This window comes from Actinoallomurus vinaceus, assembly GCF_039542055.1.
In the GTDB taxonomy this organism is placed as follows: Bacteria; Actinomycetota; Actinomycetes; order Streptosporangiales; family Streptosporangiaceae; genus Actinoallomurus; species Actinoallomurus vinaceus.
The window spans coordinates 1,233,017-1,254,625 of sequence record NZ_BAABHK010000001.1 but is presented as its reverse complement, the minus strand read 5'-3'; the positions used below and the strand labels follow the sequence as shown (position 1 = coordinate 1,254,625).

The 21,609-nt window shown below is 71.5% G+C and carries 19 protein-coding genes; 7 read left to right on the top strand and 12 right to left on the bottom strand.

What is annotated here, in order from left to right; genetic code table 11:
• From treZ to glgX, 3 genes are read right to left on the bottom strand one after another with little or no spacing between them, the layout of a single operon-like run.
• On the bottom strand, positions 1–1,713 hold the full coding sequence (gene treZ / locus ABEA24_RS05820) for a malto-oligosyltrehalose trehalohydrolase (RefSeq protein WP_345429570.1): 1,713 nt from the start codon (positions 1,711–1,713) through the stop codon (positions 1–3).
• Complete coding sequence (treY, locus tag ABEA24_RS05815; RefSeq protein WP_345429569.1) at positions 1,710–3,983, bottom strand: malto-oligosyltrehalose synthase; 2,274 nt, start codon at positions 3,981–3,983, stop codon at positions 1,710–1,712. Before treY ends, treZ begins: the two co-directional genes overlap by 4 nt.
• Positions 3,976–6,069: a glycogen debranching protein GlgX gene (gene glgX, locus ABEA24_RS05810; protein ID WP_345429568.1), complete on the bottom strand. Its 2,094-nt coding sequence runs from the start codon at positions 6,067–6,069 to the stop codon at positions 3,976–3,978. The genes treY and glgX overlap by 8 nt, the downstream gene beginning before the upstream one ends.
• A 134-nt stretch (positions 6,070–6,203) precedes the next feature.
• On the opposite strand from glgX, the gene ABEA24_RS05805 reads away from it, so the two are divergent.
• The 3 genes from ABEA24_RS05805 (at position 6,204) to ABEA24_RS05795 (ending at position 8,264) form a co-directional block, all read left to right on the top strand.
• Entirely contained in the window at positions 6,204–6,422 is a 219-nt protein-coding gene (locus ABEA24_RS05805) for a (2Fe-2S)-binding protein (RefSeq protein WP_345429567.1), read from the top strand.
• Between the two features lie 83 nt (positions 6,423–6,505).
• Positions 6,506–6,985 carry a bacterioferritin gene (gene bfr / locus ABEA24_RS05800; protein ID WP_345429566.1) on the top strand — a complete coding sequence of 160 codons (480 nt, stop codon included), beginning with the start codon at positions 6,506–6,508 and terminating at the stop codon, positions 6,983–6,985.
• 52 nt (positions 6,986–7,037) lie between these two features.
• Entirely contained in the window at positions 7,038–8,264 is a 1,227-nt protein-coding gene (locus tag ABEA24_RS05795; protein ID WP_345429565.1) for a DUF2786 domain-containing protein, read from the top strand.
• Positions 8,265–8,435: 171 nt separating this feature from the next.
• Here the strand turns inward: ABEA24_RS05795 and ABEA24_RS05790 are convergent, their stop codons facing one another.
• Positions 8,436–9,275, bottom strand: a complete 840-nt coding sequence (locus ABEA24_RS05790; RefSeq protein ID WP_345429564.1) for a helix-turn-helix transcriptional regulator — start codon at positions 9,273–9,275, stop codon at positions 8,436–8,438.
• A 102-nt stretch (positions 9,276–9,377) separates the two neighbouring features.
• Here ABEA24_RS05790 and ABEA24_RS05785 point away from each other — a divergent pair, with 102 nt between their 5' ends.
• Together ABEA24_RS05785 and ABEA24_RS05780 are read left to right on the top strand one after the other, a co-directional pair.
• Positions 9,378–10,085, top strand: a complete 708-nt coding sequence (locus ABEA24_RS05785) for an SDR family NAD(P)-dependent oxidoreductase (RefSeq protein WP_345429563.1) — start codon at positions 9,378–9,380, stop codon at positions 10,083–10,085.
• An 83-nt stretch (positions 10,086–10,168) separates the two neighbouring features.
• Positions 10,169–10,597: a hypothetical protein gene (locus ABEA24_RS05780; RefSeq protein ID WP_345429562.1), complete on the top strand. Its 429-nt coding sequence runs from the start codon at positions 10,169–10,171 to the stop codon at positions 10,595–10,597.
• Positions 10,598–10,667: 70 nt separating this feature from the next.
• On the opposite strand, the gene ABEA24_RS05775 is transcribed toward ABEA24_RS05780, so the two are convergent.
• The gene (locus ABEA24_RS05775) at positions 10,668–11,066 is read right to left on the bottom strand and encodes a VOC family protein (protein ID WP_345429561.1); all 399 of its coding nucleotides are present in this window, start codon (positions 11,064–11,066) and stop codon (positions 10,668–10,670) included.
• Positions 11,067–11,141: 75 nt separating this feature from the next.
• Here ABEA24_RS05775 and ABEA24_RS05770 point away from each other — a divergent pair, with 75 nt between their 5' ends.
• Together ABEA24_RS05770 and ABEA24_RS05765 are read left to right on the top strand one after the other, a co-directional pair.
• A complete protein-coding gene (locus ABEA24_RS05770; RefSeq protein WP_345429560.1) occupies positions 11,142–11,915 on the top strand; it encodes a helix-turn-helix domain-containing protein in 774 nt (257 codons plus the stop codon).
• 156 nt (positions 11,916–12,071) lie between these two features.
• On the top strand, positions 12,072–13,208 hold the full coding sequence (locus tag ABEA24_RS05765) for an epoxide hydrolase family protein (RefSeq protein WP_345429624.1): 1,137 nt from the start codon (positions 12,072–12,074) through the stop codon (positions 13,206–13,208).
• Between the two features lie 12 nt (positions 13,209–13,220).
• On the opposite strand, the gene ABEA24_RS05760 is transcribed toward ABEA24_RS05765, so the two are convergent.
• The 7 genes from ABEA24_RS05760 to ABEA24_RS05730 all read right to left on the bottom strand — a co-directional run bounded on the left by ABEA24_RS05760 (position 13,221) and on the right by ABEA24_RS05730 (position 21,426).
• Positions 13,221–14,099: an NUDIX hydrolase gene (locus ABEA24_RS05760; RefSeq protein WP_345429559.1), complete on the bottom strand. Its 879-nt coding sequence runs from the start codon at positions 14,097–14,099 to the stop codon at positions 13,221–13,223.
• Positions 14,089–16,158, bottom strand: coding sequence for an RNA degradosome polyphosphate kinase (locus ABEA24_RS05755; protein WP_345429558.1), 2,070 nt, complete (start codon positions 16,156–16,158; stop codon positions 14,089–14,091). Before ABEA24_RS05755 ends, ABEA24_RS05760 begins: the two co-directional genes overlap by 11 nt.
• 215 nt (positions 16,159–16,373) lie before the next feature.
• Positions 16,374–17,354: an adenylate/guanylate cyclase domain-containing protein gene (locus ABEA24_RS05750; protein WP_345429557.1), complete on the bottom strand. Its 981-nt coding sequence runs from the start codon at positions 17,352–17,354 to the stop codon at positions 16,374–16,376.
• Entirely contained in the window at positions 17,355–17,864 is a 510-nt protein-coding gene (locus ABEA24_RS05745) for a PH domain-containing protein (protein WP_345429556.1), read from the bottom strand.
• 52 nt (positions 17,865–17,916) lie between these two features.
• Positions 17,917–18,549 carry a hypothetical protein gene (locus ABEA24_RS05740; RefSeq protein ID WP_345429555.1) on the bottom strand — a complete coding sequence of 211 codons (633 nt, stop codon included), beginning with the start codon at positions 18,547–18,549 and terminating at the stop codon, positions 17,917–17,919.
• Positions 18,546–21,092: an FtsK/SpoIIIE domain-containing protein gene (locus ABEA24_RS05735; protein WP_345429554.1), complete on the bottom strand. Its 2,547-nt coding sequence runs from the start codon at positions 21,090–21,092 to the stop codon at positions 18,546–18,548. Before ABEA24_RS05735 ends, ABEA24_RS05740 begins: the two co-directional genes overlap by 4 nt.
• A 73-nt stretch (positions 21,093–21,165) precedes the next feature.
• A complete protein-coding gene (locus ABEA24_RS05730; protein WP_345429553.1) occupies positions 21,166–21,426 on the bottom strand; it encodes a hypothetical protein in 261 nt (86 codons plus the stop codon).
• Between the last annotated feature and the right edge of the window lie 183 nt (positions 21,427–21,609).

The following is a 21,609-nucleotide window of genomic DNA, read 5'->3' as shown; positions in this document are numbered from 1 at the left end:
TCATCCATGGCCCGTGAGCAGCACGACGAGCGACTCGCCGGGCAATCGGCCACGGACGCCGGGCGTGGAGGCCAGGAGCGGTTCGCCGTCCGGCAGGGGCACGGGCTCCGTCCCCAGGTTGGCCACGACCCGCAACGGACCCCGGTGGACGATGAGCCATGACGTGCCGTACTCCACCGCGACCTCGGTCAGGCGGGGATCGGTGAGCTCCGGCCGGGCGCGGCGCAGCGCGATCAGCGCGCGGTACCAGTCGAGCAGCTCCCGGTGGTGCGGCTCGCGGAGTTCCGCCCAGTTCAGGATCGAACTTCGATGGGTCTCCGGGTCCTGGGGGTCGGGGACGTCGTCTGCCGCCCAGCCGTGATCGGCGAACTCCCGGCGCCGCCCCTCGCTGACGGCCCGGGCGAGCTCGGGCTCCTGGTGGTCGCTGAAGAACCGCCACGGGGTGCGGGCGCCCCACTCCTCGCCCATGAACAGCATCGGCGTGAACGGCGCGGTGAGCAGCAGGCCCGCCCCGACCTTGAGCCGGCCCGGGGACAGGCTCGCGGAGAGCCGGTCGCCGGTGGCGCGGTTGCCGATCTGGTCGTGGTTCTGCAGGAAGCCGAGGAAGCGGTGGCCGGGCACGCGGAGGGTGTCGACCGGCCGCCCGTGCGAGCGGCCCCGGAACGACGACCACGTCCCGTCGTGGAAGAAGACCCTGGTCAGCGTCTTGGCCAGCGCCTCCGGGGCGCCGAAGTCGGCGTAGTAGCCGTGCCGTTCGCCGGTGAGCAGCGTGTGCAGGGCGTGGTGGAAGTCGTCGCTCCACTGCGCGTCGAGGCCGTACCCGCCCGCCTCGCGCGAGGTGACCAGGCGTGGGTCGTTCAGGTCGGACTCGGCGATGAGGAACATCTCCCGGCCCGTCTCGGCCGCGAGCCGGGAAACCGCCTCGGCCAGCTCCTCAAGGATGTGGACGGCGCGCTGGTCCCGGATGGCGTGCACGGCGTCGAGCCGCAGCCCGTCGACGTGGTACTCGCGCAGCCACATCAGCGCGTTGCCGACGATGAACGCGCGGACCTCGTCCGAGCCGGCCCGGTCGACGTTGACGGCCGGGCCCCACGGCGTCTCGTAGGCGTCGGTGAAGTACGGGCCGTATCTCGACAACCGGTTGCCGCTCGGGCCCAGATGGTTGTGGACGACGTCGAGGACGACGGCCAGGCCGCGCCGGTGACAGGCGTCCACGAAGCGCTTCAGCCCGTCCGGGCCGCCGTACGGCTCGTGCACCGCCCACAGGTGGACGCCGTCGTACCCCCAGCCGTGCCGTCCGGGGAAGGCGGCCACGGGCAACAGCTCGACGGCGTCGACGCCGAGGTCGACGAGGTGGTCGAGCCGCTCGATCGCCGCGTCGAACGTGCCCAAGGGGGTGAAGGTGCCGACGTGCAGCTCGTACAGCACGCTGCCCGGCAGCGGCCGCCCCCTCCATCCCTCGTCGGACCAGGTGAAGCGCTCGTGGTCGTACGTACGGCCGAGCCCGTGCACGCCGTTCGGCTGTCGGGGCGAGCGCGGGTCCGGGAACGGTCCATCGCCGTCCAGCACGAAGCCGTAGTCCTGTCCCTCGGGGCCCGCGTCGATCCGCGCCGTCCACCAGCCGGGCCGCCCGGCGGGCGTCATGGCGTGCCGGGTCCCGCCGGTCTCCACCTCGACGTTCTCGGCGGCCGGCGCCCATACCTCGTACTTCACGGAGCCTCGATCAGCACGGCGACCGGAAGCAGGAGGAGCACCCCGCTCAGCTCCAGGCCGGAGGGGTACGACTGGTCGGTGAGGACGTCGTGCCAGGGGCCTCCGGGCAGGTCGAGACGGGTGGCGCCCCAGCCCCCGCGCCGTTCGAGGCCTGCGGGGAGGCGTGTCGCGACGACGACCGCGCCGCCGCGCCGGAACGCCACGGCGTGGGCGGCCGCGGGTCCGGTCACCGTCACCGGCTCGTGGCCGCCCTCGAACCAGTCCGGATGCCGCTCGCGCAGCCGCAGCAGCCGCGAGGTGATGAGAAGTTTCTCCCCGTCGAGGTCGGCCGGGGTGGTCCCGGCGTCCAGGTCGGCGAGCAGCTCCCGGCGACGGGCGTAGTCGACCGACCGCCGGTTGTCGGGGTCGACGAGGGACAGGCCGGTGAGCTCGCACCCCTGGTACACGTCCGGCACGCCCGGCATGGCGAGCTGCACCAGCTTCTGGCTGATCGAGTTGACGCGCGCGTACGGCGCGATCCGGTCGGCGAACCGGGCGACGTCCGCGGTCAGCACCGGGTCGGCGAGGACCGCGTCCGCGTGGGCCAGGACCGCCTCCTCGTACGCCGGGTCGGGGTCCGTCCACGACGTACGGCTCCTGGCCTCGCGCATCGCCTTCGTGAGGTACTCCCGGAGCCGGTCGGCGGGCAGCGGCCAGGCGCCGACGATCGTCTGCCACATCAGGTAGTCCAGGTCGGGCTCCAGGGTGCTCTCCGGCGCCCGCGACCGCCAGCGGCCGACGGCGGCGACCCACTCGTCCGGCAGCTCCGACAGGACGGCCAGCCGCGCCCGTACGTCCTCCTGCCGCTTGGTGTCGTGCGTCGACAGCGTCGTGAGCGTACGGGGCCGGTCGGCGGCGATCCGCGCGCAGTAGGCGTGGAACTCCTCCGGCGAGACCGCGAACCGCGTCGGGTCGCCGCCCACCTCGTTCAGGGGTGCCAGCCGGGACCAGCGATAGAAGGCGGTGTCCTCGACGCCCTTGGCGGTCATCGGCGCGGACGTCTGCTGGAACCGTACGACGAACTCGTCCCGAACCGCGTCGCGGCCGCCGAGCCCCAGCACAAGGGGGATGACCTTGTCGAGCAGGTCGCCGTCCGGGAGCACGGCGCGGGCCTCGGCCGCGGCCTGGGCGACGATCTCCAGGGCCTGCGCCGGGGGTTCCTCGCCGGGCACGATGTACGCGCGGTACACCGGCATCGCGACGAGCAGTTCGACCAGGACCTCCCGCAGCGCGTCGGGGTCCGCGTCCGGCAGGATCCGCGTCAGCAACGCGGTCAGGCGGCGGACCTCCGGCACGAGGATCCGGTCGGCGGCGAACCGCCGGGCCGTACGTTCGACCTCCGTGAAGTCGGCGGGGCCGCCGGTCAGCGCGGTGTACGCCTCGGTGAGCGGTTTGTCCCCGGCCGGGTCGACGAACAGCCCGCCGATCATGCCGAGCGCGTCGTACCCGGTCGTGCCCGCGCACGGCCAGTCGGCGGGAAGCGTCTCCTCGCCGATGAGGATCTTCTCCACGACCACCCAGCCGCGGGGCCGGTCGAGCCGCCGCAGGTAGCCGCGCGGGTCCGCGAGCCCGTCGGGGTGGTCGATCCGCAGGCCGTCGATCAGTCCCTCGTCGAGCAGCCGCAGGATGACGGCGTGGGTCGCGTCGAAGACCTCCGAGTCCTCCACCCGCAGCCCGATCAGGGTGGAGATGTCGAAGAAGCGGCGGTAGTTCAGGTCCGGCTCGCGCCAGTGGGTCGCGCGGTAGCAGCCCTCGCGGGGGAAGACGTGGTCGTGGTAGCGCAGCACGTCGCCGTCCGGCCGGAGCTCGTCGTCCGGCGAGCCGAGCACCGGCACCACGATGACACCCTCGGACCAGTCGACGTCGAACCACCGGGCGTACGGGGAGTCCGGCCCCTGCCGCAGGACGTCGAAGAACGCCCGGTTGAGGCTCTCCGGCGCGGGGATCGCCATGTGGTTCGGCACGATGTCCACGATGATCGACAGGCCGTGCGCGCGCATCCGGGCCGCCATCGCCCGGAAGCCCTCCTCCCCGCCGAGGTCGTCGGAGATCCGCGCGTGGTCGATGACGTCGTAGCCGTGGGCCGAGCCGGGGACGGCCTGCAGGATCGGCGACAGGTACACGTGCGAGACGCCGAGCGCCGCCAGGTAGCCGGCGAGCTCCCCGGCCTCGGCGAAGCCGAACTCCCGGCGCAGCTGCAGCCGGTACGTCGCGGTCGGGCGTCTAGACACGGCGCAGCACCTGCATCGATCGCGCCTCGACCAGCACCTTCTCCCCTGCGCTGACCACCGGCCGCTCGTGGTCGTCGTACACCTCGATCGGGGTCGCCGTGTCGAGCACGCCGGTCCACATCCCTCCGCCGGTGTCGGGCAGCGCGAAGTTCAGGTCGAGGTCGGCCGCGTTGAACAGCAGCAGGAACGAGTCGTCGCGGATCGGCTCGCCGTGCCGGCCCGGCTCGGCGATGCGGTCGCCGTCGAGGAAGACCGTGATCGCCTTGGCGTACGAGGTCTGCCAGTCGGCGTCGGTCATCGGCCTGCCGTTGGTGGTGTACCAGACGATGTCGCCGTCGCCGGTAGGGAAGCGGCGGCGGCGGAACACCGGATGCTCGCGGCGCAGTTCGGTCACCCGCCGCACGAACGCCCGCAGGATCTCCTGCTCCGGCGAGTCGGACCAGGTCATCCAGGAGATCTCGTTGTCCTGGCAGTAGGCGTTGTTGTTGCCGTGCTGGGTCCGGCCGGCCTCGTCGCCGTGGGACAGCATCGGCACGCCCTGGGACAGCAGCAGGGTGGTCAGCATGTTCCGCTTCTGGCGCTCGCGCAGGCCGATGATGTCCGGGTCGTCCGTCTCGCCCTCGACGCCGTGATTCCACGAGCGGTTGTCGTCGGCGCCGTCGCGGTTGTCCTCGCCGTTCGCCTCGTTGTGCTTGCCGTTGTACGAGACGAGGTCGTGCACCGTGAACCCGTCGTGGCACGTGACGAAGTTGACCGAGGCGATCGGATGCCGCCCGTCGTCGGCGTACAGGTCGCTGGAGCCGGTGAACCGGCTGCCGAACTCCGGCAGCCGGCCGTCCACGCCGCGCCAGTAGTCGCGCACGGTGTCGCGGTACTTGCCGTTCCACTCGGTCCAGAGGGCCGGGAAGTTGCCGACCTGGTAGCCGCCCTCGCCGACGTCCCACGGCTCGGCGATCAACTTCACCTGGGACACGATCGGGTCCTGCTGGACCAGATCGAAGAACGCCGACAGCCGGTCCACGTCGTGGAACTCCCGCGCCAGCGCCGACGCCAGGTCGAACCGGAACCCGTCCACGTGCATCTCGGTCACCCAGTACCGCAGCGAATCCATGATCAGCTGCAGCGCGTGCGGCTGGTGGACGTTGACGCTGTTGCCCGTGCCGGTCGTGTCCATGTAGTACTCCGGCGCGCCGTCGACGAGCCGGTAGTAGCCGGCGTTGTCGATGCCCCGGAAGCCGAGGGTGGGGCCGAGATGGTTGCCCTCGGCGGTGTGGTTGTAGACCACGTCGAGGATCACCTCGATGCCCGCCTCGTGCAGGGTCCGCACCATCAGCTTGAACTCCTGCACCTGTTCGCCGAGCTGACCTGTGGAGGAGTACCCGTTGTGCGGGGCGAAGAAGCCGATCGTGTTGTAGCCCCAGTAATTCTTCAGGCCCCTCTTCAGCAGGACGTCGTCGTGGACGAACTGGTGCACCGGCATCAGCTCGACCGCCGTGACCCCCAGCTCCTGGAGGTAGTCGATCACCGTCGGATGGGCCAGCCCCGCGTACGTGCCGCGCTGCGCCTCCGGGATGTCCGGGTTCAGCTTGGTCAGGCCCTTGACGTGCGCCTCGTAGATGATCGTCTCGTGGTACGGCGTGCGGGGGTTACGGTCGGTCATCCAGTCGAAGTACGGGTTGATCACCACGGACTTCGGCATGTGCGGGGCGCTGTCGTCGTCGTTGAACTCCGCCGGGGCGCCGAACCGGTAGGAGAAGACCGACCCGTCCCAGTCGACCTCGCCCTCGATCGCCTTGGCGTACGGGTCGAGCAGCAGTTTGGCGGGGTTGCACCGCTGCCCCCTGCCGGGATCGTACGGGCCGTGCACCCGGTATCCGTACCGCTGCCCGGGGCCGACGGAGGGCAGGTAGCCGTGCCAGACGAAGCCGGAGGTCTCAGGGAGGTCGAGGTGGGTCTCGCGCCCCTCGTCGTCGAACAGACAGAGTTCGACTCGTACGGCCGTTTCGGAGAACAGTGCGAAGTTCGTGCCTGCGCCGTCGTAGTGAGCCCCGAGAGGATAGGGATCGCCCGGCCATACGCGTATCACATGGGTTGAGCTTCCCTACCGTGATCGTCTCACACGCGGAACTACATACCGGTTTGCACCAGTAACCGGCAGTGTGTCGCCGCCCACATTGCCAGCTCCGCACACACTGCGTTAGCTTAGGAGAGCCTTACCTAATGGATCAACCGAGAGGCTCTCCCCCTATGTACGCCTGTGTCTGCCACGCCGTCACGGACGATGACGTGCGCGACCATGTGCGGTCCGGGGCCTGCTCGGCCAAGGAGGTCCGCTCCGCCTGCGGCATGCGCCCCGGCTGCGGAACCTGCGTGGGCCGCATCCGCGACCTGATCGAAGAACACTTCGCCACGGACGCGGTCGCCACCGCAGCGGCCTGACCACGGATCGTCCCCGCAACGGCCCGGCCTTACCGCGGGTCGGTCGGCTTCCCGAGCCCGTCGCCGTGCCACGATTGCTTGGTATGGAAGGTGACAGGGACATCATCGGTCTGCTCAACGAGCAGCTCACCGCCGAGCTCACGGCGATCAACCAGTACTTCCTTCACGCCAAGATGCAGGAGCACTGGGGATTCACCAGGCTCGCCAGCCACACCCGTGCCGAATCGTTCGACGAGATGCGGCACGCCGAACGCCTGACCGACCGCATCCTTTTCCTCGAAGGCCTGCCGAACTACCAGCGCCTGGGCGCGCTGCGCATCGGCCAGACCGTGCCGGAACAGCTCCGGTCCGACCTCGCCGTCGAGGTGGAGGCCGTCGAGCGCCTGCGCCCCGGCATCGAGCTCATGCGCTCGCGCGGCGACGTCACCTCCGCCCGGATCTTTGAGGACATCCTGGCGGACGAAGAGGAGCACATCGACTACCTCGAGACCGAGCTCGAACTCCTCGAGAAGCTCGGCGAACCTCTCTACCTGCAACGCTACGCCGAGCCCCCGGAAGAGTGAGCCCGTCCCGCCGGTCGGCCCAGGCGCGCGCGAGCCGAGGATGAGCCGCCTGGTGACCGACGCACTGACCGGCGGCGTCACGGCCGGCTGGCGGATCGGCTGGCAGCCGGCCGACCTGGTCCGCTACGCGGCCCGTACGCACGGCAGGCGGGCCGGCCGGATGATGACCGACGCGATCGCCGCCGAGATGCGCGCCTATCCGGCGGCGACCGTTGACGATCGATGGCACGCCCAGTTGGTCGAGCTCGGCGCCGAGGTGTGGTGGACGCGGGATGAGGCGTTCCTGACCGCGTGGGCGGGCCGTCACGGCACCGACGAGGCCACGGCGACCAGCTGCGCCCTCCAGCTGATCACGCTGCTGCGCGGCCTCCCCCGCCTGGAGTTCCTCTGCCCACCGCCGGGCGAGGCCCGGCGTTCCACGGACGGCGACCAGACCGGGAAGCAGGCTTGGAACCGAGCCGAGGAGCGGACCGGGAACCGGGCCGGGGGGCCGGCCGGGGAGCAGACCGGGGGCCGCGCCGGGGAACGGGCTGGAGACCGGACCTGGGAACGGACTCGGGACCGAGCCACCGGCCGGGTCGACCGGCGAACGCTGGACCGGATCCGCGCCCTCCTGGCCAAGGCGGAGTCGACGGAGTTCCCCGACGAGGCCGAGGCGCTGACCGCTCGGGCCCAGCAGCTGATGGCCCGGTACCGCATCGACCAGGCGCTCCTCGCCACGCGGGCCGAGGAGGTCCGCGCGGACGGCCAGGCCGGGCCCGTCGGCCGCCGCCTGCCCATCGACACGCCGTACGAATCCCCCAAAGCGGCCCTCTTGGGCACCGTCGCCGAGGCCAACCGGTGCCGTGCCGTCTGGACCCGGGCCCTCGGCTTCTCGACCGTGCTCGGATTCCCCGCCGACCTGGACGCCGTCGAACTGCTGTTCACATCACTCCTCGTGCAGGCGGACTCCGCGCTCGCCCATGAGGGCCGCTCCGGCGGACGCTCCCGTACCCGCGCCTTCCGGCGGTCCTTCCTGGCCTCCTACGCCGCTCGCATCGGCGAACGCCTCGCCGAGGCCACCGGCACGGCCGAGCGCCGGGCCGCGGCCGAGATGCCCGGCACCGACCTGCTGCCGGTCCTCGCGGCCCGCGACCAGGCCGTCGACGAGGCGATGCGCGCGATGTTCCCCAGGCTCACCGGCCGCCGGATCACCCCCGGCACCGACCGGGAGGGCTGGCTGTCCGGCCAGGCCGCCGCCGACCGCGCCGACCTCAGCGCCCGGCGACCGATCCGCTGACCTGCCGACCTCGCGCCCGTGCGACCAATCCCGAGACCTGCCGCCTTTGCCCCCGAGTGACGGGTCCCGAGACCTGCCGACCTCGGCACCCTGGTGACGGGTCTCGAGACCTGCGGACTTAGCCCTCGGCGACCGATCCGGTGCTGTGCCGCCGAGCGGGTGAGTGGGTGGCTACTCGACGAGTGCCTGGGTGCCGAGCACGGTGAGCAAGGCCAGGCGGTCGGCGTCCTCGGTGCCGGGCTCGGCCGTGTAGATCATGATGCGCAGGTCGCTGCCCGCCACGGTGAGGATGTCGCAGTCCAGTGTCAGGGGGCCCACCCGCGGGTGATCGATGGTCTTGCGCGCGGACTCGTGGTGGCCGACGGTGCCGGAATCCCAGAGCTCCGCGAACCGGCCACTGTCCGCGCGCAGTTCCGCGACGAGCCGCCGTAGGCGCTGGTCGGCCGGATAGCGGCCGGCGGCCGCGCGCAGGTCGGCGACCAGCGCGGCCTCGAACTCTCGGCGGGCCTCCGGCGTGTGCCGGACCCGGGTGCCCGGGCCGAGGAAGTTCCGCCACACGCCGTTGCGCTGGTTGCCCCGCCAGCCGGACGGATCGCCCATCAACGCCGCGTACGGCGGGTTTGCCAGAAGCAGCGTCCAGGACGCGTCGTACACCGCAACAGGCGTCCCGGCCAGCCTGTCCAGCATCCGCTGGACGCTCGGCGGGATGTACGCAGGCACCGCTTCTGGGCCCGGCGGCGCCAGCCCGGCGAGCCGGAACAGGTGTGCGCGCTCGGTCCCCGACAGCCGGAGCGCCCTGGCCAGGGCCTCGACCACCTGTACCGACGGGTTGGCGGCGCGGCCCTGTTCGAGGCGGGTGACGTAGTCGACGGAGATCCCGGCCAGCAGGGCCAACTCCTCGCGGCGCAGCCCGGGCGCGCGCCGTTGCCCGCCCGCCGGCATCCCGGCGGCCTCGGGCGGGACCCGATCGCGCCAGCGGCGCACCGCCTGCCCGAACTCCGTCGCTGTCATGGCCACCAGTCTGCCCCGCCGTCCACGAACCTGCCTGGTACCAGCGGTCCCAGGAAGTCAGGGACACTGGCTGACCCCATCGCCCGGCCGCAGGCTGGAACCATGACAACGACACTCATCACCGGAGCGAACAAGGGTCTCGGCCACGAGACCGCCCGCCGGCTCATCGCGGCGGGCCACACCGTCTACATCGGCAGCCGAGACGCCGAACGCGGACGCCGGGCCGCCGAGCGGCTGGGCGCGCGGCTGGTCGTCCTCGACGTCACCGACGACGCGTCCGTCGCCGCCGCGGTGAAGACCATCGAGGCCGACGGCGGGCTGGACGTACTGGTCAACAACGCCGGCGTCGAAGGACGCGGCGAAGGGAACACGGTGATCGGCGCCGCGGACCTGACCGCCGACGTGACGCGACAGACGTTCGAGACCAACGTCTTCGGCGTGGTCCGCGTCACCCACGCGTTCCTGCCGCTGCTGCAGCGGTCCGCCACCCCCGTGGTGGTCAACGTCAGCAGCGGCCTGGCCTCGCTGACCCGGGTCACCACTCCCGGCACACCGACGTTCGCCTACCCGGGCGTCGCCTATCCGGCGTCGAAGGCCGCAGTCAACATGATCACCGTGCAGTACGCCAAGGCGTTCCCGAACATGCGGATCAACGCGGTGGAGCCCGGCTACACCAAGACGGACCTGAACGGGAACACGGGCACGCAGACCGTCGAGGAGGGCGCCGAGATCATCGTCCGCATGGCGCAGGTGGGCTCCGACGGCCCGACCGGAGGCTACTTCGCCGCCGACGGCCCCCTCCCCTGGTAGGCCCCGGAATCGGCGGGATGTCCCCTGGGCGAACGCTGCCCCATTTTCCCGCACAAGTGATCACAATGTGCGACGATCGGGCCATGGGACTCGATGTTTACGCCGTCCGCCCAGGGGACCCAACGGTGACAGGGCATGACACGCTGGAGACGCCGGTCACGTGGGAGTGGGAGCCCCCAGCGGACCTCGACCCGTTCGAAGAGATCCCCCGTGACTTCCCCGAAGGCCTGTTCTGGCCCTCCGACGGCGACTTCACCGGCTTCCGCGGCCAGGTGTACCGGGAGTGGGTCAACGGCACCTTTGGCGTGAACCTGTACGAGCTGCACGATCCCGCGCAGGTCCGCGACTTCGCCGACCACCTCATCCGGTGGCTGGCCGAGGCGCTCGCCGCCGGCACGGACAAGGTCCGGCTCGATGAGGACATGGTCGTCCCCCTGAGCGGCATCGAGGCCCTCGCCGCGTTCGTACGCACCTCCGCCGACCAGGGTCTCTGGCTCTTCCCGGACTCCTGACCACGTCACGGCACGGCGCACACCCCGCGAGGAACGTGACTCACGCGGTGTGCGCCATCGGCGCTCCCGTTCAGGCCGCCGCGATGCAGAACAGGTGTCCTTCGGGGTCGGCGAGGACGGTCCACTGGCCCTCGCCGGGCTGGTAGTCGGGCTTGGTGGCGCCCGATGCCAGCAGTTCCTTGGTCGCGACGTCGACATCGGCGACCGCGAAGTCGAGGTGAGCGTGCTTGGCTGCGTCCGGCCATCCCGGCCCCTCGTAGCCGTCGACCCGCTGGAAGGCGAGCTGCACGGGTCCCCCGCCCAGGTAGGCGGAGTCGTCGTCGCTGTGGGTGATCGGCCAGCCGGTGATGTTCTGGTAGAACTCGGCGAGCGCCTTCGGCGCGGCGCAGTCAATGATGATCGCGGTGAGCTTCGCGTTGACGGCCATATCGATGACTCCCTTGGTGTCGTCGGCTTGCTCGCCCAGCATCCGGTCCGGAGCACCGCGAGGTCTTGAAGATCCTTGCGGGGCGTTCCGTCACACCCGCCGCGTATCGTCCACGGCGTGTTGTCACCCGTGACCCTCGCCGCCCGGCCCGACTTCGCCGTGAGCGCGGTGGACTGCCGGGCCGATCACACGCGATGGTCGGAGCCGGAGGCGCGCGGCGACCACCGTATGGTGCTGGTACGCCGTGGGCGGTTCCGGCGGTGGGCCGATGGTGCCGAGGCCGACCTGGATCGGACCGTCGGCTATCTGGGAGCGCCGGGTGAGGAGGAACGCTTCGCCCACCCCGCCGGCGGCGATGTCTGCACGTCGGTGAGCTTCGCGCCGTCGCTGTGGGAAGGCCGTGCGAACAACGGGACGGTGTACGTCGACGCCCGCGTCGATCTGGCTCACCGCCGGCTCCTCGCCGCCGCGGGGAGCGGCGACATCGACTATGCGCTGGCGGAGGAGCTGCTTCGTCTCGTCGCGGCGGCCGTACGACGGCCGGCCGAGCGGCCGCGGCCCGCCGACCGGGCACTCGCCGCGGCGGCCCGGGAGGCGATCATCGCTGGGGTGCCGGAGGCGGCGGGGCTGTGCCCACTGGCCGGCCTGCTGAAGGTCTCGCCGTACCGGCTGAGCCGGGTTTTCTCCCAGCAGATGGGCGTGTCGCTGACCCACTATCGCAACCGGGTCCGCGTCGGCCGGGCCATGGACCGCCTCGCGCAGGGCGAGACCGGCCTCGCGGACCTGGCCGCCGATCTGGGTTTCGCCGATCAGGCGCACCTGACCCGCACCGTCCGCGAACACCTGGGACGCACACCGACCGCGCTGCGCCGGCTTCTCGGGACGAGATGACCAGGGCCGTATCGATCGAGGCTCCGGTGAGCAGTGGCGCTCCTCGCCCAGGTCGCGGACGTCACCGGCAGAGCGGCCGATAACTGACCTGATTGCTTCCTACCGTGATCCGCGTCCGGCCATCCGGCCCGATGTGATCGACGATTGGCGCACGTCATGGAGATCAACCCGTACAAGATCGACATCCCGCAGGCGGAGCTCGACGACCTGCGGGACCGGCTCGCCCGGAGCCGCTGGCCCGATGAGCTCCCCGGCGTGGGCTGGGACTACGGAGTCGCCCGGTCCTACCTCCGGGAGATGGTCGAATACTGGATCGACGGATACGACTGGCGGGTCCACGAGACGCGGCTCAACGAGGTGCCGCAGTTCACCACGACGATCGACGGGCAGAACGTGCACTTCCTGCACGCCCGCTCCCCCGAGCCCGACGCCGTCCCGCTCATCGTCACGCACGGCTGGCCGAGCACCGTGGCCGACTTCCTGGACATCATCGGCCCGCTCACCGACCCGCGGGCCCATGGCGCGGATCCTGCCGACGCGTTCCACGTCGTGGCCCCCTCCGTGCCGGGATTCCCCTTCTCCGGACCCACGCGGGAGAAGGGCTGGGGGAGCAAACGCGTCGCACGGGCCTGGGCCGAGCTCATGCGCCGCCTCGGCTATGACCGCTACGGCGCCCAGGGCGGTGACTTCGGCTCCATCGTCTCCACGGAACTCGGCCGCGTCGCCCCGGCGAACGTGGTCGGCGTCCACGTCAACGCGCTCGTCAACGCCTCGGCGCCGACGGGCCCGCACGAGCTCGACCTGCTCTCCGGCGCCGAGCGCGAGCAGGCGCAGGCGAACCAGGCCTGGTGGCAGGCCCACTCGGGGTACGCCACCCAGATGGCCACCCGCCCGCAGACGGTGGCGTACGCCCTCAACGACTCTCCGGCGGGGCAACTGGCCTGGAACCTGGAGTGGTTCGTCGACCACGACCCGACGCGGACCCGGCAGCCGCTCGCCGGCCGGGACGCCGTGCTGACGAACGTCACCGCCTTCTGGCTCACCTCCACCGCCGGCTCCGCCGCACGCCTCTACCGCGAAATGGTCGCGGACGGCTGGGGCCGGCCGTCCTCCTCCGGAGTGCCGACCGGTGTCGCCAGGTTCCTCGGCGACCGGGCCGTCCGGGCGCTGGCGGCCCTGTCGAACAACGTCACCCACTGGTCGGAGTTCGACACCGGCGGCCACTTCGCCTCTCTTCAGGCCCCCGAACTGCTCGTCGCCGACGTCCGCGCCTTCTTCCGTACCCTGCGCTGACCGTCCGGCGGGTCAGCAGGCGTGGTGTTCGGTGGAGGCGAGGGCGCCGTCGGCGACCTGGAGGACCCAGAAGCCGGCCTTCGGGAGCCTGGGGTCGTCCGGCGGCTCGGCGCCGAGTTCCTCGCAGGCGCGGGAGACGAGTTCGGGGACGAGCTCGCCGTGGGTGCAGATCAGGACGGGCACGCCGTCGGCGAGGAACTCGGCGATGCGGTCGCCCGGGGCCTTCGAGGCGCCGACGGTGACGGCCCAGTCGGTGCGGGTCTCGGAGCCGGTCCGGGCGGCGTAGGGCAGCACGGTCTCCAGGCAGCGCGCCGTCGCCGAGCTGATCACGCGGGTGGGGCCGTAGCAGGTGAGCACGTCGTCGAGCCGCTGGGCCTGGGCGCGACCCTCTTCGTCGAGGGGGCGCAGCAGGTCGTCGTCCTGCCAGTCGCGCTTCTCCCCCGCGCTGGCGTGCCGCAGGATGATGTACGGCGTCGTGCGGAGGGGGCCGGCGGCGAACGCCTCCAGGACGGCGACGTCGTGCTCGTAGGAGAGGCGTCCCTTCGCCTCGTCGAGCGGCAGCCACTCGATCTGGTCGACCTCGTCGTTGGGCACGAACCGGCCCTCGTCGCCGGTGGCCGCCCAGTAGTCGACCCGCTTGGGCCGGTCGCCTCGGGGATAGCGGACCGTGGGCAGCCGGCGGCCGAGCACCGGCCAGACCCCGGTCTCCTCCCAGACCTCGCGGGCGGCGGCGCGTACGAGGTGCTCGTCGCGGTCGACCTTGCCCTTGGGAAACGACCAGTCGTCGTACCGCGGGCGGTGGATGATGGCGACGAGCGGACGGCCGTCCGGCCCGGGGTGCCACAGCACGGCGCCGGCGGCGCGGATGGTCCCCGGGGGGTCAGGCGTCAACGGTCCTCCAGCGGCGTGCCCGCATCAGTTGGGTCTGCACGTCGATGTCCCCCTCATGCCGGGTCCAAACGCCGCTCTCGTCGAGGAGCCAGCACTTGGTGTCCACGCCCATCGCGAGCTCGAAGCGGCCGACGAGGTCGGCGCAGTGGGCCGGGTCGGTGACCCGGACGATGGTCTCGACCCGGCGGTCGAGGTTGCGGTGCATGAGGTCGGCGCTGCCGATCCAGACCTCGTGGTCTCCGCCGTTCTCGAAGGCGTACACGCGGGAGTGCTCGAGGAACCGGCCGAGGATGCTGCGGACATGGACCGTCTCCGACATGCCGGGCACGCCGGGGCGGAGCGCGCAGATACCGCGGACCCAGACGTCGATCGGCACGCCTTCCTGCGACGCCCGGTAGAGCGCGTCGATGAGCACCTCGTCGACCAGCGCGTTGCACTTGAACCGGATCCGCGCCGGGCGGCCCGCCTGGTGGTGCTCCACCTCCCGCTCGATGCGCCGGACAAGGCCGCCGCGAAGGGAGTCGGGGGCGACGAGGAGCCGCTTGTAGACGGTGTCGCGCGAGTAGCCGGTGAGGTGGTTGAAGAGGGCGCTGACGTCCTGGCCGACGTCCGGGTCGGCGGTGAGCAGGCCGTAGTCCTCGTAGATCCGGGCGGTCTTGGGGTTGTAGTTGCCGGTGCCGATGTGGCAGTAGCGGCGGAGCGTGCCGTCGGACTCCTGGCGGACGACCAGCGCGACCTTGCAGTGGGTCTTGAGGCCGACGAAGCCGTACACGACGTGGCAGCCGGACCGCTCCAGCTTGCGCGCCCAGGTGATGTTGGCCTGCTCGTCGAAGCGCGCCTTGATCTCCACGACCACGACGACCTGCTTGCCCGCCTCGGCGGCGTCGATGAGGGCGTCGATGATCGGTGAGTCGCCGCTGGTGCGGTACAGCGTCTGCTTGATCGCCAGGACCTGCGGGTCGGCGGCGGCCTCCTCGATCAGGCGCTCGACGCTCGTCGTGAACGAGTCGTACGGGTGCTGGACGAGGACGTCGTGGTCGCGCAGGGTGGCGAAGATGTTCGCGTCGTGCGGCAGCGCCGCCTCGGACGGCACGAACGGCGGGTACTTCAGCTCGCTGCGGTCCAGGCCGGCGATGGCGAACAGGCCGCCGAGGTCGAGCGGGCCGGGCACACGGTAGACGGCGCTCTCTTCGACCTCCAGCTCGGTCATCAGCAGGTCGAGCACCTCCGGGGTGATCGACTCCTCCACCTCCAGGCGGACGACCGGGCCGAACTTGCGGCGCAGCAGCTCGCGTTCGAGGGCCTGCAGGAGGTTCTCGGCGATGTCCTCGTCGACCTCCAGGTCCTGGTTGCGGGTGACCCGGAAGGCGTGGTGCTCGAGGATCTCGGTACCCGTGAACAGCGCCGGCAGGTTCTCCGCGATCACGTCCTCCAGCGGCACGAACCGCGAGGGCGACGCCTCCACGAACCTCGGCAGCAGCGGCGGCACCTTGACCCGCGCGAACATGGTCGCGCCGACCTCCGGGTCGCGGACCAGTACCGCCAGGTTGAGTGACTGCCCGGAGATGTACGGGAAAGGGTGCGCCGGGTCGACCACCAGCGGGGTCAGCACCGGATAGATCTGCCGCCGGAACAGCCGGTTGAGGCTCTCCTTCTCGGTGTCGGCCAGTTCGTCCCAGCGCAGCAGCTCGATCCCCTCTTTGGCGAGGACCGGACGGATCTCCTGCTGGAACAGCGCCGCGTGCTTGAGCATCAGCTCGTGCGCCACCTCGGAGGTGCGCGCGAGGAGCTCACGGGGCTGCTGCCCGCTCGCGGTCTGGACCGCGATGCCGGTGGCCATGCGCCGGGCCAGCCCGGCGACCCTGACCATGAAGAACTCGTCGAGGTTGGTCGCGAAGATCGCGAGGAACTTCACGCGCTCAAGCAGCGGCAGGGTGGGATCTGCCGCCAGGTCCAGAACGCGCTGGTTGAACCGGAGCCAGCTCTCCTCCCGGTCGAGGAAACGGTCGTCCGGGAGGCCGTCCACAGATCGAGCGAAATGCCCTGGTTCAACACTCATGAGGTATATGATCCCCATTTTTCGTGAACGGCAAGCGAAGCATGTGTTGCCTGGTTGTTACTTGGACTCGCCAACCACCTTAAATCCCCAGCTTACGGGCTTGGACCGCAGGTCAGCGGCCTGGGAGGACACGTACGGCCGACCGAGGCCGCGGAGTTGACCGCTGACCCGCCCGGCGGACCACGTACGGCCGGGCGATGCCGCGGACCTGACCGCTAACGTGCCCTGCGGACGACGTACGGCTGGACGATGCCGAGGCCGCGGGCCGGGCGGCGGCCGATGCGGACGAGCTCGTACGCGCCGTCGCCGCGCAGGCTCTCGGCCAGGCGGGCGTCGGCGAGGACGGTGCCGGGCCGGGCGATCGAGGTGAGCCGGCTCGCGAGGTTCACGGTCGTGCCGAAGACGTCGCCCATCAGCGTGAGCACCAGGCCGTACGCCATGCCGACGCGCACGTCCGTGTCCCCGCCGGCGCGGACCGCCTCGGCGATGCGCAGCCCGATCTCCGCGCCCAGCGCGGGCGTGTCGGCGGTGTAGAGGACCTCGTCGCCCAGGGTCTTGACGATCCGGCCGCCGTGTTCGGCGACGATGTCGGAGGCGGTCTCCTCGAAGCGTTCGACCAGCCGGGCCAGCTCGCGCTCGTCGAGGTTCCGGCTGGTCTCGGTGAACTCCACGATGTCGGCGAAGCCCACGACCAGCCGCGGCCGCCCCGGCAGGGCGTCCTCCGCCGACGACGCGGTCAGCGCGCGGGTGCCGGCGGCGGCGAGCTGCCGTCGCCACGCGTGGACGAGGAGAGGCTCCAGCGCGGCGATGTGGTTCTGGGCGTGGTCCATGATGAGGCGAACGATCTCGGGCGACGGCGGCTCGAGGGGGTCGGTGAGCGCGCCGATGATGATGTCGATCTGCCATTCGGCGAGCCGCGCCATCGTCTGGCCGACGGCGCGGACCATCCGCAGGACCATGTCCTCGTCCAGCAGGCCCGCGCGGAGGAGGTCCCGGATCCGGACGAGGGCGTCGAGGTCGCCCTCGGTGAAGGCGATCGTCTCGTCGGCGAGATGCGGGAAACCGAAGGCCCGCCAGAGCCGCTGGGTGAACTCCTCCGACACCCCGGACCGTTTGATCGCGTCGATCCGGGTGTAGCGGAGCTCGCCGCCGAGCAGCAGCTCCTCGATCTCCCGCGGGTCCGGCGCGTCGCGCATCTACGGCCGTACGTCGTCGCCGTCGGTCAGCTCCTCGACGATGCGGTAGAGCTGGTTCTGGGTGAACTCGACGCGGGGGATGCTCTTCAGCACGAGCTGGCCGTGCTCGCCGCCCGACTCGACGGTGAGCGTGCCGGACCTCAAGATCCGCTGGATCAGGGTCTGCCGGAACGACACGTCGTTGACCCGTGTGAGAGGGATGTCGCGGTGCGAGCGGGACAGGATGCCGTCGCGCATGGCGAACCGCCGGTTGGTCAGCGTGTACGACGTCGTCACCCACCGCAGGAAGGGGATCAGCCCGACCACGAGGATCGCGACGACACCGACGGCCGCGATGATGAGACGGATCAGCGTCTGCGCGCTGCCGCCCGGAATGAAGAAGATCGCGACGCCGGCGACGGCGACCGCGACGACCGCCCAGAAGATAGTGCCGACCAGCGTCGACCAGTGGGGGTGGAACTCGAGGACGATCTCTTCGTCCTCGCCCAACGCGTTCTTCGCAAGACCCATGGCGTAATCCTGGCAGAAACCGTCTGTCGGCCAGTGACGATCAGTGCGCCGATCACGTCACAAAGTGGACAACGACGAAGACGAGCGCGATGAGCCACACGCCGCCACCACCGGCCAGCCCGCCGGTCGCGGTGTCCACGGCGTACTCCTGCTCCTCGTGGGACGTGCGCAGCCGAATCCACGCCTTCGCCGCCTGTTGCCCGATCAACGGCGCCGCCAGCACCGGCCCGTACGCCAGGACGAGCCGCACCTGGCCCAGGCCGCGCAGGCTCTTGGCGAGCTCGAAGCCGACCGCGGTGACCACCACGGCCGCGACGAACCCGAGCACCGCCATCTGGATGTAGCGACCGGTGAGGGGGTAGTGCACGGGTTCGCGCACCCGCTTGTGCGCGTCGCCCAGCACCTCCGCCGCGTCCCGGTCCGGCCGTGCGTCGTCGCCGGGATCGGGAAGCGTGCCCACCGCGTGGGGCCCGAACCGCGTCGTCAGCTCGCGCCAGACGCCGACGGCCCGCTCCTCCAGCCCGTCGAGACGCGCCCACTCCTGCTCGACCGAGGCGTACGCCTCGGTCCGCCGCTCCTCGGCCTCCTCCAGCCGGCGCCGTGCCTCCTCGGCGGCGAGCAGCCTCCGGCCGGCCTCGGCGGCGTACTCCTTGTACGCCCGCCGCGCCGCCTGCGGATCCGTCATCGGCCCTCCGCCGTCTCGCTCATGACCTCAAAGGGGATGATCGGCTGGGGCGGCTCGCCGGTGCGCTGGTCGTGGAACAGGGCGCGGCGGCGGCGCGGGGTCCAGCCGAGCATCTGGCCGCCCGGCAGCGGCGACAGCTCCCCGTCCCGTAGGTCCAGGGCGACCCACGAGTCGATGTTGCGCACCGACCCGACGCGCTCGACGACGTCGGCCTTGAGCCGGTCGGTCGTACGCCACCAGCCGAGCACGTGCATGCGGTGCTCCGGACCGTACTCGACCAGGCGGCGCACCGACCGGCGCATCTCGTCGGAGCGGGCGGTCGCGGCGTCCACCGCGAACAGCGCGAGGTACTCGGGCACGTCCCGGTCGGCGACCTCGGGCAGCTCCCCGCCGAGGGTGGCCTCGTGGCCGTCGTCGAGCAGGCGCCGCAGCAGCAGGCCGACCCGGGGCTCGAGCTGCTCGTCCAGCGCGTACAGCCGGAAGACCGCCGACCCGGGCGCGTGCCCGCGGGCCAGCGACAGCACCGCCGCGGCCAGCACGTCGTACGCCTCGTCGGCGCGGGTGCCGAGGACCGCGAGGTTGCGGCCGGGCGCGCGGTCGAAGCGCACGGTCGCGGCGCTGCCGGCCAGATCGATCCGCTGGCCGACCGCGCTCTCCCCCGGCGGAAGGGTCGGGGCGGTCATCAGCTCGGGGACGTGCGCGCCGTCGAAGATCCGCGGAGGTTCGAGGTGCTCGGGACGACGCTGCCACAGCTCCCGCTGCAGCGCGTCGAACGTCCCGGCCGTCCCCGCGTCCGGCAGCCGGGCGATGCGGTTGGCCTGCCGCGCCCCGGACTCGGCGTTCACCACCGCGCAGAAGCGCGCGACCTGGAGCGCGGCGGTGTTGTCGTCGGCGAGGATGCGGCGTGCTTTCGGCAGCGCGATCCGCAGCGTGAACTGGTCGAGGATGGCCCCGCGCCCCCACAGCGACTGGACGCCGCCGACGTTCTGGCTGGCCAGTACGAGGTGGATGCCCTGGGAGCGGCCGCGGCGGGCCAGATCGTTGAGCAGGTACAGCGACTCGTCGGTGATCTTGTCCTGCTGCTGGATGAGCACCTGGAACTCGTCGACCACCGCGACGATGCGCGGCCAGTGCCCGTCCGGGTCGACGGCCCGCAGCTCCTCCAGCTTGGTGACCTCGTGCTCGCGGGCGGCGGCGCCCCGGCGTTCGAGCTCACGGGCCAGAAAGCGCAGCAGCGCCAGGCCGAACTCCCGGTCGTTGTTGATGTTGACGCCGATGAGCCGGGCGTGCGGCAGCCACGTCTTGTCCGTACGGCCGCTGGCCAGGCGGGCGAAGGACACGCCCTCCTTGAAATCCAGCAGGTAGAACTCCAGCTCCTCCGGCGAGTAGCGGGCGGCCATCGACCCGATCATCGCGTAGAGGAAGTTGGTCTTGCCGGAGCCGGGCGGGCCACCGACCAGCGCGTGCACCGGGTCGTCGCCGAGGAAGACCTCGACCGGTTCGTACCGGTCGACGTCCTCGCCGATGGGCGCCCGGACCCCGGCCGCCGACGACTCGCTCCACATCCGGTGCGGGACGAGCTCGGCGAACCGCGGCGGGTCGCGCTCGATGCCCGCCCAGCGGGCGGCCCGCTCGCAGACCGCGCGGACCAGCTCGGGCGGCGGCGGCTCGACCGTCACCTCCAGCTCGCCCGTCATCGAGGTCGTGACGCGCCGGTCCGCCGCGATGTCGACCGTCTCGATGCCCGGCGCGTCGTCGACGGGCACGTCGCGGCACACCACATGGATGCCGCAGGCCGCCCCGGCGTGCATCACGCTGTTGAGGTGGGCGACCTCGTCGTCCCGGAACCCGCGCACTGGGCTCTGCACGATCACGACCTGCCACGGCTCGGGCCGCCGGCTCGTGGCCGCGGCGAGCGCCGCGAGCGAGGAGTGCCCGCCGCCGAGCACGTCACGCTGGATCCGCCGGATGTCACGGTCCAGCGAGCCGAGCAGCTCCTTGAACTCCTCCACGCCGTAGACCGTGAGCAACCCCGGCCGGGACAGGGCGTGAAACCCGCCGAGCCCCGCGCCGAGCCGCCGCGGGTCGTACAGGCTGATCCGCACGGAGCCGGGCCGCGTCGTCGCCACGATCCGGACGAGCAGCGAGTCGACGATCGCGTCGGCCAGCGGCGTCTGGCCGCCGGAGATCTTCAGGTGACCGGTGTCCAGCAGCGGGATCAGCGCGGGGACGTCCCCCGCGGCCGTCCCGACCCGGTAGAGGCACGGCCCCGCGTCGGCGGGCTCCGGCTCGGCCGGCCAGTCGGACCAGGCGGCGGACGCCGCGCCGGGGGCGGCCTCGCCGGCCAGCTCCCGCCAGCCGTCGACCGCCGCGGCCGTCTCCGGACCGCTCGTCGCGGCGACGTCGTGGCGGCCCTGCTCGACGGCGGCCTCGGCGCGGGCGATCATCTCGTCGAGCTCGCTCCGGCGGGCGCGGATCGCCCTGCGCGCCTGCCGGATGTCCTTGCGCACGGCGGCAACGAGATCGCCGGGCTTGAGCGTCATGTGGGGATCCTGCGGCTTTCACGCAGACGGCGGTGGGCGGGTACCTCGGTCGGGGACGTGACGGGCGGGCGCTTCAGAGCCCCTCTGCGTAGGTGTTCGCCTCTTCGATCGCGGCGCCGATCTGGTTCTGGGTCTCCTCGATGCTCTCGACCGCCTGCCCCATCGCGCCCAGCGCGCCGCTCAGGGCGTCGTGCTCGCTCCCCTGGGCCACCGCGATCAGGTACTGCAGCGCCGACTCGGCTCGGCCTCCGGCCTGGACGAGCAGCTGCACGGCCTGCTCGGCCTCTTCGCCGGCCTGGGCGATGGCGCCCTTGAGCTCAGCCACACTGGCCATGCAACGACCTCCGGAGGATGGGGATAGCCCAATTAAACCGGCGTGTCGCGGACCGGTCCAGTTGGGTCCGCCTACCGGACGCGCATATGCGCGACGCATGTGCGGCGCGGAGATCGCACGCCCGATGGCGATTCCGACTTACCGGACATGCACGACACCGTCGGTGCTGAGCGCATGGTCACC